The organism is Brevibacillus dissolubilis, from assembly GCF_006170445.1.
Lineage (GTDB): Bacteria > Bacillota > Bacilli > Brevibacillales > Brevibacillaceae > Brevibacillus_B > Brevibacillus_B dissolubilis.
In genome coordinates this window covers 1-17,931 of record NZ_VCNA01000002.1, presented here as the reverse complement: position 1 = coordinate 17,931, position 17,931 = coordinate 1, and the positions used below count along the sequence as shown (strand labels likewise).

The 17,931-nt window shown below is 54.5% G+C and carries 3 protein-coding genes and 1 pseudogene; all 4 read left to right on the top strand.

Annotated features, from left to right (window positions below; genetic code table 11):
• Nucleotides 1-8 precede the first annotated feature (8 nt).
• Nucleotides 9-7,895: pseudogene (locus FGI41_RS02695) on the top strand (non-ribosomal peptide synthetase); the annotation flags it as partial.
• Nucleotides 7,872-14,642 carry a non-ribosomal peptide synthetase gene (locus FGI41_RS02690; RefSeq protein WP_368656566.1) on the top strand — a complete coding sequence of 2,257 codons (6,771 nt, stop codon included), beginning with the start codon at nt 7,872-7,874 and terminating at the stop codon, nt 14,640-14,642. The pseudogene FGI41_RS02695 and the gene FGI41_RS02690, both read left to right, overlap by 24 nt.
• Before the next feature lie 3 nt (nt 14,643-14,645).
• Nucleotides 14,646-16,439, top strand: a complete 1,794-nt coding sequence (locus tag FGI41_RS02685) for a type I polyketide synthase (RefSeq protein ID WP_139488386.1) — start codon at nt 14,646-14,648, stop codon at nt 16,437-16,439.
• Between the two features lie 12 nt (nt 16,440-16,451).
• On the top strand, nt 16,452-17,732 hold the full coding sequence (locus tag FGI41_RS02680; RefSeq protein WP_139488384.1) for an MFS transporter: 1,281 nt from the start codon (nt 16,452-16,454) through the stop codon (nt 17,730-17,732).
• The last annotated feature ends 199 nt before the right edge of the window (nt 17,733-17,931 follow it).

Below are 17,931 nucleotides of genomic sequence, written 5' to 3'. Positions count from 1 at the left end.
GTATCTGGATGCCTCATCAAGATGAAACATACGTACTGACCCAAGAGCAGAAAGACCAATTGCTCATGGAGTTCAACCAGACGCAAAAGCCGTATCCGAAAGGCAAAACGCTGCACCAGCTCTTCGAGGAGCAGGTGTGGGAGTCTCCCGACCGTATTGCTTTGACCTATGAGGGGGAAGAGTGGACGTATGCCCAACTGAACGCCTGGGCCAATCAGCTGGCACGGCTGCTTCGTGCAAAAGGAATCGGGCGTGGACAGATCATTGGACTGTTGACCGACCGTTCCTGTGAGATGATCGCTTCCATGCTAGGTGTGCTCAAAGCAGGAGCGGCGTACATGCCGATTGATGTGGATCTGCCGGCAGAGCGGATTCGCTACATGCTTGCGGATGCGGATGCACCGTTGTTACTTACCCAAGCAGAGATAGCAGATGGGTTGTTCGCAGAGGAGCCATGTGGGACAGAGGTGCTTACCGTAGATGATCCCATCCTGTCCGAACAGGACCCGTCCAATCTGGAATCTGTCAATACGCCAGATGATGCCTGCTATGTCATCTATACATCAGGGACGACAGGGAGACCCAAAGGGAGCCTGATCGCTCATTCGAATGTTGTGAATCTTATCAAGGCCTCGGACTGCATCGAGATCACGCCGGACGATACCTTTTTACTGCTTTCCAACTATGCATTTGACGGCAGTGTGTATGATATCTACGCGTCGCTTCTGCATGGGGCCAGACTGGTGCTGATCCCAAAAGATACGGTGATCGATATGCCGGAGTTGGCCCGCGTCATCCGTGAGCAGAAAGTGACTTCTTTTGTCAGTACGGTTGTGTTGTTTAATGCCTTGGTCGATTACGATGTGGATTGCCTCACAGGGATCAAGGGTGTGTTCATCGGTGGTGAACGTATGTCTGCCCACCATGCGAGAAAAGCATATGAACACATCGGGCCGGGCAAAGTGATCAATGTCTATGGACCCACGGAAGCAACCGTTTTTGCAGTGACCTATACGGTTGACGGTTGGGCTAAGAACCAGACCAGTGTGCCGATCGGCAAACCGATTGCCAACGGAGAGGTCTATGTCTTGGACGAGCTGCAGCGTCTTGTCCCACCCGGTGAGATCGGCGAACTCTACATTGCCGGGGACGGGGTAGGGAAGGGGTATCTGAATCGGGAGGAACTGACCAGAGAGAAGTTTATCCCGCATCTTTTCAAGCCAGAGGGGTTCATGTACCGCACCGGTGATCTGGTCAAATGGCTCCCAGACGGCAATATGGCTTATATTGACAGAATTGACACACAAGTGAAAATTCGGGGCTACCGCATCGAGCTTGGCGAGATCGAGACCCTGCTCAACAGCCATCCACAGGTCAAAGACTCCGTCGTCATCGCCCGCGAAGATGAGCCAAACCAGCGCTATCTCTGCGCCTACATCGCGGCGGATCAGGAGATCGACACAGCAGAGATCAAAGCAGAGCTTTCCCTAAAGCTACCGCCTTATATGATCCCGACGCATATCATCACACTGGATGCTCTTCCGATGACTACGAATGGAAAAGTAGACAAGCGGGCCTTGCCTAAGCCGGAATTCACCAGCACAGGTGTGGAGTACGTCGCCCCACGGGATGAGACAGAAGAAGCGCTTGCTGCGGTCTGGATGGAGGTTCTGCATGTTGGCTCTGTCGGCATCCATGACCATTTCTTCGACTTAGGTGGTCACTCGCTGATAGCAGGCGTGCTCGTCTCCCAGCTCCAGAAAAGATTCCACATCGTAATGAAGGTTCGTGATCTGTTCGTCCATGACACGATTGCCAAGCAGGCCGACTTTATTCGGGAAGCGGAAAAAAGGGAACATCCATCCATCCCGCGCTGTGAGGAGCAGCAATCGTATCCGGTCACGTCGGCACAGAAGCGCATGCTGATCCTGCACGAGATGGAAGGGACGGGTTTGGCTTACCACATCCCGATGGTTTTTGATCTGGAAGGGGAAGTCGATGCAGGGCGTCTGGAGCATGCATTCCAGCAGTTGATCGACAGACACGAGAGCCTGCGTACGTCGTTTCAGTGGATCGAGGGTGAGCCTGTACAGTGCGTGGAAGAGAGAGCTGCGTTCCAGCTGGCTGTAAGCAAGCAGACTTCTTCTGCCTTCACTGATAAAAAAGAGTTGATCGACAAAGCAGTCGCAAAATTCCAACAGCCTTTCTTGCTCGATCAAGCGCCATTACTGCGTGCAGAGCTGCTTACGTATAGAGATGATGGCTTGGGTCATCTGTTATTGCTCGACATTCACCATATCATTTCTGATGGTGTGTCCATGACGGTATTGTTTGACGAGCTTTCTCAGATTTATGCGGGTGAGACCTTGCCGGAACAACCGATCCAATATAAGGACTTTGCGGTATGGCAAGCCGAGGCGGAGTTGACCACGCAAGATGAGCGGGGGCAGGAGCAGCAGGCAATCTACTGGCTAGACAAGCTGTCTGGCGAATTGCCGTCTCTGCAATTGCCGACTGACTTTTCCAGACCATCAGTGCAAAGCTTCGCAGGGATGACCCTGGCCTTCGATCTCGATCAGGAGCTGAGCCGTGCGCTCCATCAGCTCGCCCAGCAGACTGGGACGACGCTCTATATGGTGCTGCTTGCGGCTTATCAGGTGCTGCTTGGCAAATACAGCGGGCAAGAAGAGGTCATCGTGGGCAGTCCGATCGCAGGGCGTGCTCACGCGGATGTGCAGTCCATCGTCGGGCTGTTTGTCAACACGCTGGTGATGCGCGGGTACCCGACTGCGGCGAAGACGTTCAAAGAATTTTTAGCTGAAGTGAAGACAGATGCGCTGCATGCTTTTGAAAATCAGGATGTTCCGTTAGAAGAGCTGGTTGAGATGCTGAACATCCCACGTGACCCGAGCCGCAATCCGATTTTTGATGTGATGTTCGTCTTGCAGAATATGGGCAGTACGATACCGAGCTTGGACGGGGTGACGGTTACCCCATACGAAGCGCAATACCATGTCTCTAAGATGGATATCACGCTCACCGCTGTGGAAGAGGGTGACGGCTTGCAGCTGCGGTGGACCTACTGTACCAAGCTGTTCCGGGCTCAGACGATAGAGCGGATGGCGAAGCATTTTACAGAGATGCTGCGCGCGATTACAAGCAACCCAGACCGTCGCTTACGTGAGCTGGATATGCTGACCGCCGGGGAAAAAGAGGCGTTGCTTGCTTTTAACCAGACTGCACAAGAACACAACAGCGCACCGACCACCCATCAGATGCTGGAGGAACAGGCGGCACGCTTTCCGTACAAGGTGGCGGTCATCTGTCAGGATCAGGAGCTGACCTACCAGCAACTGAATGAAAAAGCAAACCAACTGGCAAGACACCTGCGTGCAAAAGGCGTACAGCCAAATGATATCGTCGCGCTGGTGATCCAGCCTTCTGTTGAGATGGTGATTGCTGTCTTTGCGGTGATGAAGGCGGGGGGAGCGTACCTGCCGATTGATGTGGAACACCCGATGGATCGGATCGCGTATATGCTCCGGGATAGTCAGAGCAAGATGGTTTTGACGCAAAGGGACGTGGCGCAAGAGATTGGGGTAAGCGACGTGCTCTTTGTCGACGACCAATCACTCTACCAAGGCGACTCCTCCAATCCCGATCCAGTCAACAGCCCAGATGACCTCGTCTATGTCATCTACACATCCGGTACCACGGGCAAGCCAAAAGGCGTTCTCCTAGAGCACCGCGGACTGGTCAACTATGTCAACTGGTTCACGGCCCAAGCGGGGACCACGAACCAAGACCGAGCCGCGCTGGTATCCTCGTATGGGTTTGACCTGGGGTATACGAGTCTGTATCCATCTCTATTGAACGGCGGCACGCTTGTGATCGTGGCAAAAGAAATCTATCAGCACCCTATACGTCACGTTGAGTACCTGACCGAGCAGCAGGTTACCTATATCAAAATGACACCTTCTCTGTTCCAGACGGTCGTGAATGCGCTGGTAGGGTCGGGGGAACCTGTTGTCCAGACTGCCAAACTGAACGCTTTGCGCCTCATCGTACTTGGCGGCGAAAAAATCAACGCTCACGACGTAGCAACCTACCACACCTACGTCCCGCATACCACGTTCATGAATCACTACGGCCCGACTGAAGCGACGATCGGCTGTATTGCCACGCCGCTTGACTGGGACACCCTGTCCACGTTCCAAGCGCGCCCGGTGATCGGCAGACCGATACACAACACCCGAATCTATCTGCTCGACCAACAAGGCCAGCCTGTACCAGCAGGCATTGCAGGCGAAATTCACATCGCCGGAGCAGGGCTTGCCCGCGGATACCTCAACCTGCCAGAGCTGACAGAGGAGAAGTTTGTCGTTGCTGATAGGTTGGGTCGTACCGAGCGTCTCTATCGGACCGGCGACCTCGGACGCTATTCCGAAGATGGCTCCATCGAATACATCGGCCGCGCAGACCATCAAGTCAAAATCCGCGGATACCGGGTCGAACCATCTGAGATCGCCCACGCGCTCCAACAGCACGAACAAGTCGAAAAGGCGGTCGTCATCGCCCATGATGCAGGGTCTTTGGAACTGGAGCTGGTCGCTTATCTCGTCACGACCGACCGAATGAGTGAGCGTGAACCAGTAAGCGTGGCAGAGCTGCGTGCTTTCCTGCAACAACATCTGCCAGCCTACATGATCCCGAGCGCATTCCTTTTCCTAGAGGCGTTCCCGCTTACCGCGAATGGCAAAGTCGACCTACAAGCATTGCCCACACCAGACACCACCACAACGCGTGACACCGAATACGACGCACCCGTGACCTATACCGAGAAAAAACTGGAAGCCATCTGGAAATCCATCCTCGGCCTGCCACACACACCAATCGGGGTGAACGACAACTTTTTTGGCCTCGGCGGTCATTCATTGAAGGGGATGATACTCCTCTCCCAGATTCACAAGACATTTGATGTAGAAATGCCGCTGCGCACGATTTTCCAAGCGCCGACCATTCGCCAGTTAGCCAACGAGATTCAGCAATTGAGCGCAACAGAAGGCTTCACGACTATCGAGCCTGCAGCCGTGCAAGACGACTATCCCGTCTCTTTTGCCCAAAAACGTCAACTGATCCTCCACCAGCTAAACGGAGCCGAACTAAGCTACAACATGCCGCTCATGATGACACTGGATGGGGAGCTGGACATCCAACGGCTCGAAGCTGCCCTGCAAGAACTGATGAACCGCCATGAAAGCCTGCGTACTTCCTTCGATTGGATTGACGGAGAGCCTGTGCAACGCATTCATCCATCTCTTGACTTCCACCTTCTGCGTGAACAGGTGAGTGAAGATGAACTCACAGCCAAAACCAACGCATTTATCCAACCTTTTACCTTGAATCTGGCACCATTATTCCGCGCCGGGCTGCTCACATATGGGGCAGACCGACACATCCTCATGCTGGACATGCACCATATCATCTCGGATGGCGTCTCGCTACACATCCTGTTCGATGAGCTGACAGAGCTGTATCACGGAGAGGGTGGAGCACTTCCGGCATTGCGGATTCAATATAAAGACTTCGCCGTCTGGCAGCACAGCAGCACCCAGACCAAGCGGATGGAGAAACAAGAAGCTTATTGGCTTGACACCTTGTCAGGTGAATTGCCGGTGCTGGAGCTTGCGACAGACTTCTTACGACCACCTGTGCAGAGTTTTGAAGGGGAGATCGTTTCGCTCGAACTCGATCACGAATTGACTCACAAGCTGGAGCAACTGGCCGTCCAGACTGGCACCTCTGCCTATATGGTGCTGCTCGCTGTGTTCCAAGTGCTGCTCTCCCGCTACAGCGGACAGGAAGATATTCTGGTGGGGAGCCCGATTGCAGGCAGACCGCATGCCGATCTGGAGCCGATTGTCGGAATGTTCGTCAACACGCTGGTGCTGCGCGGTCAACCGACGGCGGAGAAGCCGTTCCGCGCGTTTTTGGAGGAGATCAAGGAAACCACTCTGTCTGCGTTCGAGCATCAGGAGTATCCATTTGAAAAAGTGGTGGAAAAGCTCAACATCGCGCGTGACGTGAGCCGTCATCCACTGTTCGACGTGATGTTTACGATGCAAAACACCGGACGGGAGCTGCCTGAGTTGGACGGAGTTGTCGTTGGGCCGTATGAGACTGGCTATCATGTCGCCAAGTTCGACCTGACCCTGACCGCCGAGCAAAAGGCTGACACCATCCAACTGACCATCGACTACGCGACCAAGCTGTTCGCACGGGAAACCGTGGAGCGACTCACAGGCCACTTCCAGCAGATCGTACAAGCCGTCACCGAACACCCTGACATGCTGCTTGGTCACATCAACATGCTGACAGATTCTGAAACGCACCAACTGCTCGTAGAGTTCAACCAGAGTAAAACCAACTGTCCCAAAGAGAAGACCCTCCACCAGCTTTTCGAGGAACAGGTGGAGAATCATCCCGATCGGATCGCGATGAGCTTCGACGGTATGACGATGACCTATGGAGAGCTGAACGCCCGCGCGAACCAGATGGCCTACTATCTCATCAGCCAAGGCGTGAAGCAGCAGGATGTGGTTGGGCTGATGGTCGAGCGTTCCTTCGAGATGCAGATCGCCATCCTCGGCATCCTGAAGGCAGGGGCGGCGTATCTGCCGATCGACCCTGAGTTCCCTGCGGATCGGATCGAATACATGCTCGAAGATTCCCAAGCCGTCCTCCTCGTGACACAGCCTGAGTGGATCGGTACTGTTGCTGGCCACCTTCCCGTGATCACCGTTCGTGATGAAGCGGTTGCCGAGCAGGAGACGACCAATCTCGGTGCCCTGAGCACATCCGATGACATCTGTTACATCATCTATACATCCGGTACCACCGGCAAGCCAAAAGGCATCCTCAACACCCATGCCAACATCAGCCGGGTGGTAAAAGAGACCAATTATATCGAGATCAGTCCGGAAAGTACGTTCCTGCAGCTGTCCAACTACGCTTTTGACGGCTGTACCTTTGACACATACGGGGCACTGCTCAATGGGGCGAAGCTGGTTTTGATCGCAAAAGAAACCGTCCTCGACATCCCTAAGCTGGCACAGGTCATCCGCGACGAGGAGATTCATCATTTCTTCAGCACCGTGGTTCTGTTCAACGCACTGGTCGAACACGACGTGGATTGCCTCCAGCATGTCAAAAAAGTGCTGGTCGGTGGCGAACGTCTCTCCCTACCGCACATCCGCAAAGCGCTCGACCGCATCGGCCCTGGCAAATTGGCGAACGGATAAGGCCCGACCGAAACGACCGTTTTTGCCGCGACCTATTCGATCAACGAACTGCTTGCCCATGCGACAAGCGTCCCGATCGGCAAACCGATCACGAATACCGAGCTGTATGTCCTCGATCCACTCAACCGTCTCCAGCCTGTCGGTGTTCCCGGAGAGCTGTGCATCGGGGGAGATGGTGTCGCACGCGGCTATCTGAACCAAGCAGAGCTGACCCGTGGCAAGTTCGTCCCCAATCCATTCCGTCCGGGACAAGTCATGTACCGCTCCGGCGACCTGGTCAGATGGCTGCCCGACGGCAACATCGAATATCTGGAGCGCATGGATTCACAGGTCAAAATCCGTGGTTTCCGCATCGAGCTGGGTGAGGTCGAGGCCAAGCTGAATCAGTACCCGACGATCAAAGATGCCGTCGTGATTACCCACGCCGATGAAGCAAGCGGTGAAAAGGTTCTGTGTGCCTACATCGTCGCCGACGAGCAGGTGAGCATCGCAGACATCAAGGCACATCTGGCACAAGACCTGCCGCATTATATGATCCCGTCTTACTTCGTCATGCTCGATCAGCTCCCGATGACCACCAATGGAAAAGTGGACAAGCGCGCCCTGCCCAAACCAGACCCAACGATGGACACAGGCATGACCTACACCGCACCGCGCAATGAGCAGGAAGCCAAATTGGCCGAGATCTGGCAGCAGGTGCTGGGACTCAGCCGGGTAGGTATTCATGACAACTTCTTTATGGCAGGCGGGCACTCACTCAAAGCAACGGTGCTGGTGTCGCGGATTCATAAAGAGCTGGGGATTCTGCTGTCGATCCGTTCGGTGTTCGAGAATGCGACTGTTGCAGAGCAGGCGGCGATGTTGGCGGAAATCGGGGGAGAGGGAGCGTTGCCCACTTCCAAGCCTGCTGGAACCACGGACTATGCAGCAATCCCACTGACAGAGCCACGCGATCTCTACCCAGTCTCTGCAGCACAAAAACGCATGCTTCTGCTCCACCAGATGGAGGAGAACGGCATCAACTACAACATGCCAATCATGTGGGAGATCGAAGGAGCTATTGATCCGACCCGTCTGGAACAGGCTCTGCATACACTTGTCACCCGTCATGAAAGCTTGCGTACCTCTTTTGTCTGGAAAGACGGGGAGCCGTTGCAACGCATCGAAGCAACCGTCGATTTTGAGATGGAGATAAGACAGGTGGAGCCACGCGATGGTTTGTTCGACCAAGCCGTCCAAGCCTTCATCCAGCTATTCGACCTGAGCCAAGCTCCACTTTTCCGCGCTCAACTCCTCACAGACGGAGTGACCCGACACCTGCTCATGCTCGATATGCACCATATCATTACGGACGGCGTATCGCTTAATCTCCTGTTCCAAGAACTGACATCCTTATATGAAGGAAAAGAACTGCCGCCCCTCCGCATCCAGTACAAGGAGTACGCCGTATGGCAAGAAGACCTGATCCAGACCGACTACATGCTGGAGCAAAAAGCATACTGGCAGCACACCCTTGGCGGCGAGCTTCCTGTCCTACAGCTGCCGACCGATTACCCGAGACCGCCTGTACAGTCTTTTGAAGGAGACCGGATTCCTTTTGTCATGGAAGAGGGGCTGGCACAAGGCTTACGAGAGCTGGCCGCTCAGACCGGATCTACGATGTACATGGTTCTGCTGGCTTCCCTTCACGTGCTGTTAGCCAAATACAGCGGTCAAGACGACATCCTGATCGGCAGTCCGGCAGCAGGCCGTCCACACGCTGACCTGCATACGGTAGTGGGTATGTTTGTCAACACAGTGGTCATGCGTGGCAATCCGGCATGGGATAAGAACTTCACTGGATTTTTGGCCGAGATCAAGGAGCGTGCTCTACAGGCTTTTGAGAACCAAGACTATCCATTCGAGCAGCTGCTGGAGACGCTGGAGGTCAGACGCGATATCAGCCGCAATCCGTTGTTTGACGTGATGTTCGCCCTGCATGACGCAGAGGATGGGACGCCTGCATTCGGGACTGCGGTGGCGAAGCCGTACTCGTTTGACTACAAGGTGGCGAAGTTCGACCTGACCTTGACGCTGACGGAGAGCCGTCACGGGATTGCTGGCTCTTTTGCCTACAGTATGGGACTGTTCCGTCGCGATACCATGGAGCGACTTGCTGGGCACTTCAAGCAGATCCTTTGTCAGATTGTGGACAACCCGCAGATTGGCTTGTCCGAGATCGACATGGTGACGGCGCAAGAAAAACAACAGCTCGCGCAGCACAATCAGACCAGCGCCCCATATCCAAGCGGCAAAACCATGCCACAACTCTTTGAAGAACGCGTACAGATGCTGCCTGCACACCATCTGGCTCTTCACTTCGAGGGAACGGAGCTGACGTACCCGGAGCTGAATGAAAAAGCGAACCAGCTTGCCCGCACTCTCGTGGCAAAAGGGGTACAGCCGCAAGACATCGTTGCCATCATGACCGAACGTTCACTGGAGATGATCATCGCGATTCTCGCGGTGCTAAAAGCCGGGGCCGCCTACATGCCAATCGATCCGGTGTATCCGCAAGAGCGCAAGTCCTACATGCTGGAGGACAGTCAGGCGAAGTTCCTGCTGACACAGACCCATCTGCTTGAGGTGATGCTTGAGACGAACGACGAAAGCAACAGCAACAGCCACCTGCCATTCGCCGGAGAGATTCTTGATCTCAATGACACTGCCGTCTATCACGCAGACGCAAGCGATCTCAACATCCCGATCCAGCCAGACAATCTCGCCTACGTGATCTACACCTCGGGCACGACAGGCCGTCCAAAAGGCGTGATGCTCCCACACCACGGCATCGTCAACCTGCAGCATTTTGTCCATACCGCCTATGGTCTGACCGAGCAGGACCGCATGCCACAGTTTGCCAGCTTCGCCTTTGACGCAGCGGTCATGGAGATCTTCGTCTGCCTGTTGAACGGCGCATCCATGTATCTGATGACCAAAGAAACAGCACAAGATCCGTCCCGTTTTGAAGAGTTTGTCGACCGTCATCAGCTGACCGCCGCGATCCTGTCACCAGTTTTTTTAGTCAATGTAAAAGCAGACCGGATTCCATCCATGCGCTTCATGCTCACAGGCGGCTCCGCACCAGACAAGTCCACCGTAGATACGTGGAAAAAGCGAACCTATGTCAACGGCTATGGCCCAACCGAAGCATCTGTCATGGCGACAGGCTGGGTGGCAGAAGAGCGCGAAGATTCGCTCGTACCGATGGGCGGCCCGATTGATAACGTACAAGTGTATGTGGTCAATACATCCAACCAACTGCAACCAGTCGGCCTGCCGGGTGAATTGTGCATCAGCGGCGCAGGACTAGCGCTCGGCTATCTCAACCGGCCCGAATTAACCGAAGAAAAATTCGTCCTGAATCCGTTCATTCCAGGTGAACGCATGTATCGGACAGGCGACATCGTCAAGTGGCTCCCTGATGGCAATCTGGAATACATCAGCCGTATCGACGATCAGGTGAAAATCCACGGCCACCGCATCGAGACAGGGGAGATCGAGGCAACGCTCCTGACCCACGAAGCGGTACACGAAACCATCGTCATCCCCTATACAGACGCAACAGGTCAAACCGAACTGTGTGCCTATCTGACAGCCACACGCGAACTTGGTGCAAGCGAACTGCGTCAGCATCTCAAACAGACGCTGCCCGCCTACATGATCCCAAGCTATCTGGTACAGCTTGCGCGCATGCCGCTGACGGTCAACAACAAGATCGACAAAAAGCGCCTGCCCGCACCAAGCAACCAATTGCACACCGGAGTGGAGTACACCGCACCGCGCAACGAGACCGAAGCCGTGCTGGCTGCCATCTGGCAAGACGTACTCGGCATCGGGCGTGCAGGCATCTACGACAACTTTTTCGATCTGGGCGGACATTCGCTCAAAGCCACCGTCCTCGTCACCCGCATCCATCAGCAGTGGAACGTGCAGCTGTCGATCCGCGCCATTTTCCAACACCAGACCATCGCAGAGCTGGCCCCGCTTCTCGCGGAACTGGCGGAGTCAGAGGCAGCGGCGACGACGGCGGTATATTACGAGAGCATCCCGCTGGCAGAGAAGCGAGACACCTACCCCGTCTCTTCCGCGCAGAAGCGTCTGCTCATCGTCGGTCAGATGATTGAGGCATCTACCAACTACAACATGCCTGTGTTCTGGAAAATCGATGGAAGCCTCGAACCAGCCAGACTGGAGCAGGCATTCCAGACGCTGGTGGATCGTCATGAAAGCTTGCGTACATCGTTTGAATGGATCGATAACAAGCCGGTTCAGCGGATTCATGAACCTCTGGCTTTCACACTCGGATACAGCCATGCGGCAGAGGATGAGCTTGAACAGACCGCCAAGCAGTTCGTCCAGCCATTTGCCATCGATCAGGCACCGCTGATGCGCGCCGACTTGGTCATCTATGGAGAGAACCGCCATCTTTTGATGCTGGACATGCACCATCTCATCTCAGACGGCGTTTCCACGCAGATCCTGCTGGATGAGCTCTCCGCGATCTACAGCGACCATGAGCAATATGAAAAAGCACAGGCAGATGCGAACAAAGATGAGCGGTCAGAACCTCGCATCCAGTACAAAGATTTCACCGCCTGGCAAGAAGCTCAGTACCACACCGACCAGATGCAACGCCAGGAAGCCTTCTGGATGCAGGTACTAGACGGCGAGTTGCCCGTGCTGCAGATGCCGACGGATTACCCAAGACCATCTGTGCAAAGCTTCGATGGTGATTTGCTCACCTTTGCCGCAGACAGCGAGCTGACCCAGGCGCTCCGATCTCTCGCTACGCAGACAGGGACGACCATCTACATGGTTCTGCTAGCGGCCCTGCAAGTGTTGCTCTCCAAGTACAGCCGCCAAGAGGATATCCTCGTCGGCAGTCCGATCGCAGGCCGTTCTCATGCAGAGCTGCAGCAAGTGGTGGGGATGTTTGTCAACACACTTGTCCTGCGCGGTTATCCAGAGAGCCAGAAGACGTTTGCCCACTTCCTGCAAGAGATCAAAGAAACGTCGCTGAACGCCTTTGAGCATCAGGACTATCCATTTGAAGAGCTGGTCGGCAGATTGAATCTCCAGCGCGATCTGACTCGCAACCCGATTTTTGATGTCATGTTCGCTGTGCAAAATGCCGTAGATGGCACGCTCACGCTCGACGGTGCAACCGTGATGCCGTTTGACATCGACCAGAGAGCGGCGAAGTTCGATCTTCATGTCACCGCGATGGATTCTGACAAGCAGCTCAGCTTCTATGTCACCTATGCCACCAAGCTGTTCGCACGGGAAACCATGCAACGCTTCGCTGGTCATCTCACACAGGTTCTGCGGGCGGTCGCGGGCAATCCGGACATCCTCCTCGCTGACGTCGATATCCTGACCGATGCGGAGAAGCATCAGCTGCTCGTCACCTTCAACCAGACCGATGCCGGCTATCCAAGCGATGTGACGATCCATCAACTCTTTGAAGAACAGGCCCGTCTGCATCCTGACAACACGGCAGTGGTATGCGGCGAAGAGAGCCTGACTTACCGCCAACTGAACGAAAAAGCAAACCAACTCGCCCGACTCATCCGGAGCAAAGGCATACTACCGAACGATTTCGTCGGCTTACTCATCGAGCGCTCCCTCGATATGCTCGTCGGCATCATCGCGATCATCAAGGCAGGCGGGGTGTACGTGCCGATTGATCCGGAATACCCGGAAGACCGCAAAGCCTTCATGCTCGAAGACAGCGGGGCCAAGCTATTGTTAACCAATGACAAGTGGATCGGCACGGTTCCTTTTGACGGAGAAGTGATCGAGCTTCACGACGATTCGATCTACACAGGCGATTGCAGCGACCTGCCGTCTGTCAACACACCTGACGACATGGCCTACATCATCTACACATCCGGCACGACGGGTAAACCAAAAGGCGTCATGATCGAACACCGCAACGTCGTCCGCCTGATGATCAACGACCAGAGCCTGTTTGATTTCAACGAAAATGACGTATGGACGATGTTCCATTCCTTCTGCTTCGACTTCTCGGTCTGGGAGATGTACGGCGCGTTCCTGTATGGCGGCAAGCTGGTCATCGTACCAAAAGAAACGGCACAAAACCCGGAAGAATTCGCCCAACTGCTGCGAAAACAACGGGTCACGATCCTCAACCAGACTCCGACCGCGTTCTATTCGCTGCTTCATATCGAAGAGCAGATCCAGACGGCAGACCTGTCCATCCGCTGCATCATCTTCGGCGGGGAGGCGCTCCATCCGATCAGGCTCAAGCCGTTCCATGCCAAATACCCGGCGGCTAAGCTGATCAACATGTACGGCATCACCGAGACCACCGTTCACGTGACGTACAAGGAAATCACGGCACAGGAGATGGATACCAACCTGTCCAACATCGGTACACCGATTCCGACGCTGACCACCTACATTTTTGACCCACAGCAAAAATTAGTCCCACTCGGTGTCGTAGGCGAGATGTATGTCGGCGGTCTGGGTGTGGCACGAGGCTACCTCAACCGGGAAGAGCTAACCAGCGAACGCTTCATCGTGAACCCGTACAACCCAAGTGAACGACTCTATCGCTCCGGTGACCTCGCACGGATGCTGCCCAACGGTGAGATGGAGTACCAAGGCCGAATCGACCATCAGGTGAAGATCCGCGGCTTCCGCATCGAAATCGGCGAGATTGAGACACAGCTGCTCAGCCATCCAGAGATCCACGAGACCATCGTCATCGCACGCAAAAACGAGCTGGGCCAAGACTACCTGTGCGCCTACTTCACAGCGTCTGCCACACTCAGCATCAGCGATCTGCGCCAATACCTGTCCATCAACCTGCCGACCTACATGATCCCGTCTCACTTCATGCAGCTCGACGCGATGCCGCTTACCTCCAACGGAAAAGTGGACCGCAAAAAGCTGCCTGCACCAGAAGGCAATCAGATGGCAGCCCTCGGCAACCAGATCGCACCGCGCAACGACATGGAGCACAAGATCGCATCCATCTGGAAATCCGTCCTCGGTCTGCACGAGGTCGGGGTGACCAACAGCTTCTTCGATGTCGGAGGCAATTCGCTTTCGCTGATGACCGTCCACCAGCAAGTGAAAAAAGAGCTGGAACGCGAATTCCCGCTGGTCGAGCTGTTCCGCTATACGACCATCGAGGAGCTGTCCGCTTATCTGCAGACCGATCAACAGAACAAACCTACGGTAAAAGACATGGCACAGACCCAAGAGCTGGCCAGACGAAAACGAGATGCGATTCAAAACCAAAAAGGACTGCGCAACAACAGGAGGAGATAATAGATGAGCAACGAGATTGCAATCATCGGGATGGCCGGACGTTTTCCCGGCGCGAACAGCTTAGACGAGTTTTGGACCAATCTGAAAGAGGGAATCTCCCAGATTTCCTCTTTCCCTCCCGTCGAAGGGGAGCGTAAGCCTGGGCATGTCTATGCAAAAGGGCTGATGATTGATCCCGAATATTTTGACGCCGAGTTCTTCGGGTTTTCACCACAGCTGGCTGAGCTGATCGACCCGCAGCAGCGCATTTTCATGGAGTGCTGCTGGCAGGCTTTTGAACACGCGGGATACGACATCGTGACCTCTGGCAAGCGCACAGGTGTCTATGGCGGAATCAACGGCAATTACTATTGGCCCTATTTGATGAAAAATATCGATCCGACGAAACTCACCTTCATAGACTTCCGGGAAGCCGTTGTCACGAATGAAACCAACTTTCTGGCAACCCGCGTCTCCTATGAATTCAATCTGAACGGCCCGAGCTTCACCACGCAGTCCGCATGTTCCGCTTCATTCGTCGCTTTCCACCTCGCATGCCAAGGGTTGCTGACGTACGATACCGATATGGCTCTCGCTGGCGGTGTATCGGTCGGGGTGCAAAATGGAGTGGGCTATGACTACTATCCAGAGGGGGTCTACTCCCCAGATGGAGAATGCCACCCGTTTGACGAGAGAGCGGGCGGTACCGTGCCAGCCAACGGAGTAGGGGTCGTCCTGCTGAAGCGACTCGAAGATGCCATTGCGGATGGCGATACCATCCATGCCGTGGTCAAGGCAACCGCCATCAACAATGACGGTTCACGCAAAATGAACTTCCATGTAGTCAGCATGGACGCTCAGGCAGACGTCATCTCTGATGCCATCACGCTCGCAGATATTCCGGCAGACACCATCTCTTATGTAGAAACACACGGGATGGGTACACCGCTAGGAGACGCCATGGAGATCTCCGCACTGACCCAGGCATTCCGTGAGACCACCGATCAGGTCGGCTTTTGCCCGATCGGCTCGATCAAGCCAAGCATTGGTCATACCGCAGCAGCTACAGGCATCCTCAGCCTGATGAAAACCGTCTTGTCTCTGACACACGAACAGATTCCACCGACACTGGGCTATGAAAAACCGCATCCGCAGATCGACTTTGCCAACTCTCCATTCTATGTCAATACCAAGCTGACGGATTGGAAAAGAACAGAGGGGGTACCGCGCCGTGCCGGTGTGACCTCTCTGGGGATCGGCGGAACCAATGTCCACGCGATCATCGAGGAAGCACCACAGCGCCCAGAATCCGGCGACTCCAAGGAATGGCAGCTCCTCGTCCTCTCCGCGAAGACCCCATCTGCATTGGAAGCGGCGACCGATCAGCTTGCCGAATATGTGAGCAATCATCCTGACGTCCAATTAGCCGATATCGCCTATACGTTACTCATAGGACGTGCCCAGTTCCGTTACCGCCGCTTCGTCATCTGCAACTCCCATGAACAGGCGGCCCAAGCCTTGCGTGAGCGCGACCCGCTCCATGTCTTTACAGGAGTCGCCAACTATGACACCGCTGCCGTTGCATCCGCAGAGGAGGATAAAAACCTGCTGGCCCGCCTGCAAAACGAACACGGTGCAGAAGCAGACGAACGTGAACTGCTGATCAAGTGGGGACAACACTGGCTCTCTGGTACTCCGGTTGAACGTACAGAGCTGCATGCAGGCGAACAGCGCCACCGCCTCGCCCTGCCGACCTACCCATTTGAACGGAAAAAGTGTTTTGTCGAACCAAAAAAAGCAGAGCCGGTGAACGGATAGAAGGGGAGTCCCATGAATAAATACATGCCACTGTTTCAAAATCGAAGTTTTGCCTTTCTGACGATCGGACAGATCATCTCACTCTTAGGCAGCACGATCCAACGATTCGCGCTTTCCCTATATGTACTGGGACTGACCGGCTCGGGTACGATTTTCGCCTCGGTGCTCGCGATGTCCCTGATCCCAAGCATCCTGCTTGGCCCAGTTGCAGGTGTGATCGCCGACCGCTTCAACCGCCGCACTATCATGATTGTGCTGGATGTCCTGAGTGCCATCGTCGTCGGGGTGATGCTGCTCTTATCTGCCAATGACAGTCTGAATATGCCAGCCATCTATGTAAGTGTCATGCTGCTGGCTATCTTTACAACCGTGTATCAGCCAACCGTACGTGCCATGGTTCCGTCTCTGGTGCCCAAAGAACAACTGATGGAAGCCAACGCGCTCAACACCCTGATCACGACCACCTCCAACCTGAGCGGCCCTGTACTTGCCGGGCTTATCTACAGCATGATGGGTATGAACGTGATCCTATTAATCAACGGACTCAGCTTCCTGCTCGCCGGAATTCTCAGCATGTGTATTGTTATCGAATTTGTCAAACGCCAGCATTCCGGCAACATCTTCAAGACCTTTGCTTCCGATCTCGGGCAGGGCTTCCGCTTCGTCCGCAATGACCAGCTTCTCTGGAAAACCCTCTTGGCCCTGCTCGTGGTCAACCTGTTCCTTGGGCCGATTTTTACCGTAGGGATTGCGTATATCACCAAAATCACCCTGCAGGTGTCTGACCAAATGTACGGGCTTTGCGAAGGTCTGGTCTTGGCAGGCAGCCTGATGGCACCGTTCCTCATCGGAAAATTCACCAAAAACATGGATCGGGCGCGGATTTTCTTCTCGATCATCGGTCTTAGCGGAATTTTCCTGTTCCTTGCGTCAGCATCGATTAATCCGCTGTTCACTGGCATGTTTTCGAGCAGCATCGTACCGTTCTGGTTCTTCACTGCGTGCGGATTCTCGATTTTTGCAATCGGTGCTGTGTTCAACATCGTGATCGGTACCATGGTTCAGCAGAATACGCCTGGTGAGCTGCTTGGCCGCGTGATGTCACTCGTCGTCACGCTGGCGACAGCGACGGCTCCGCTGGGACAGATGATCTTCGGGGTGCTGTTTGACCAGTTTAAACACAGCAGTTATCTTCCTGTATTGATCTCTTCGATTGTCATTGTGAGTTTGAGTATTTATCTGAGAGTTTCGATGGCAGGGGTGAAGGAAGGGGAAAAAGCAGTAGCATCTTGATAGGGTGATTATTCATAGTTGATAGGGGAAGCCCCTGACTTTGCGGTAATGAAGTGCACCCCTTAAAGTAGACATTGGAAAAACCCCCTGGTTTAACCGATGAACTTTAGGGGGTGCATTTTTTATGGCAGTAAAAGGACAGAAGTTTCAAAGCTATCCAGAATCGATTAAACGTGAAGCCATACGGCTGCATGTCGAT

What these genes read in the sequence shown, in the direction of transcription:
- FGI41_RS02690 (WP_368656566.1), top strand. Translation starts at nt 7,872, where the DNA reads ATGACCACCAATGGAAAAGTGGACAAGCGCGCCCTGCCCAAACCAGAC.
- FGI41_RS02680 (WP_139488384.1), top strand. Translation starts at nt 16,452, where the DNA reads ATGAATAAATACATGCCACTGTTTCAAAATCGAAGTTTTGCCTTTCTG.
- FGI41_RS02685 (WP_139488386.1), top strand. Translation starts at nt 14,646, where the DNA reads ATGAGCAACGAGATTGCAATCATCGGGATGGCCGGACGTTTTCCCGGC.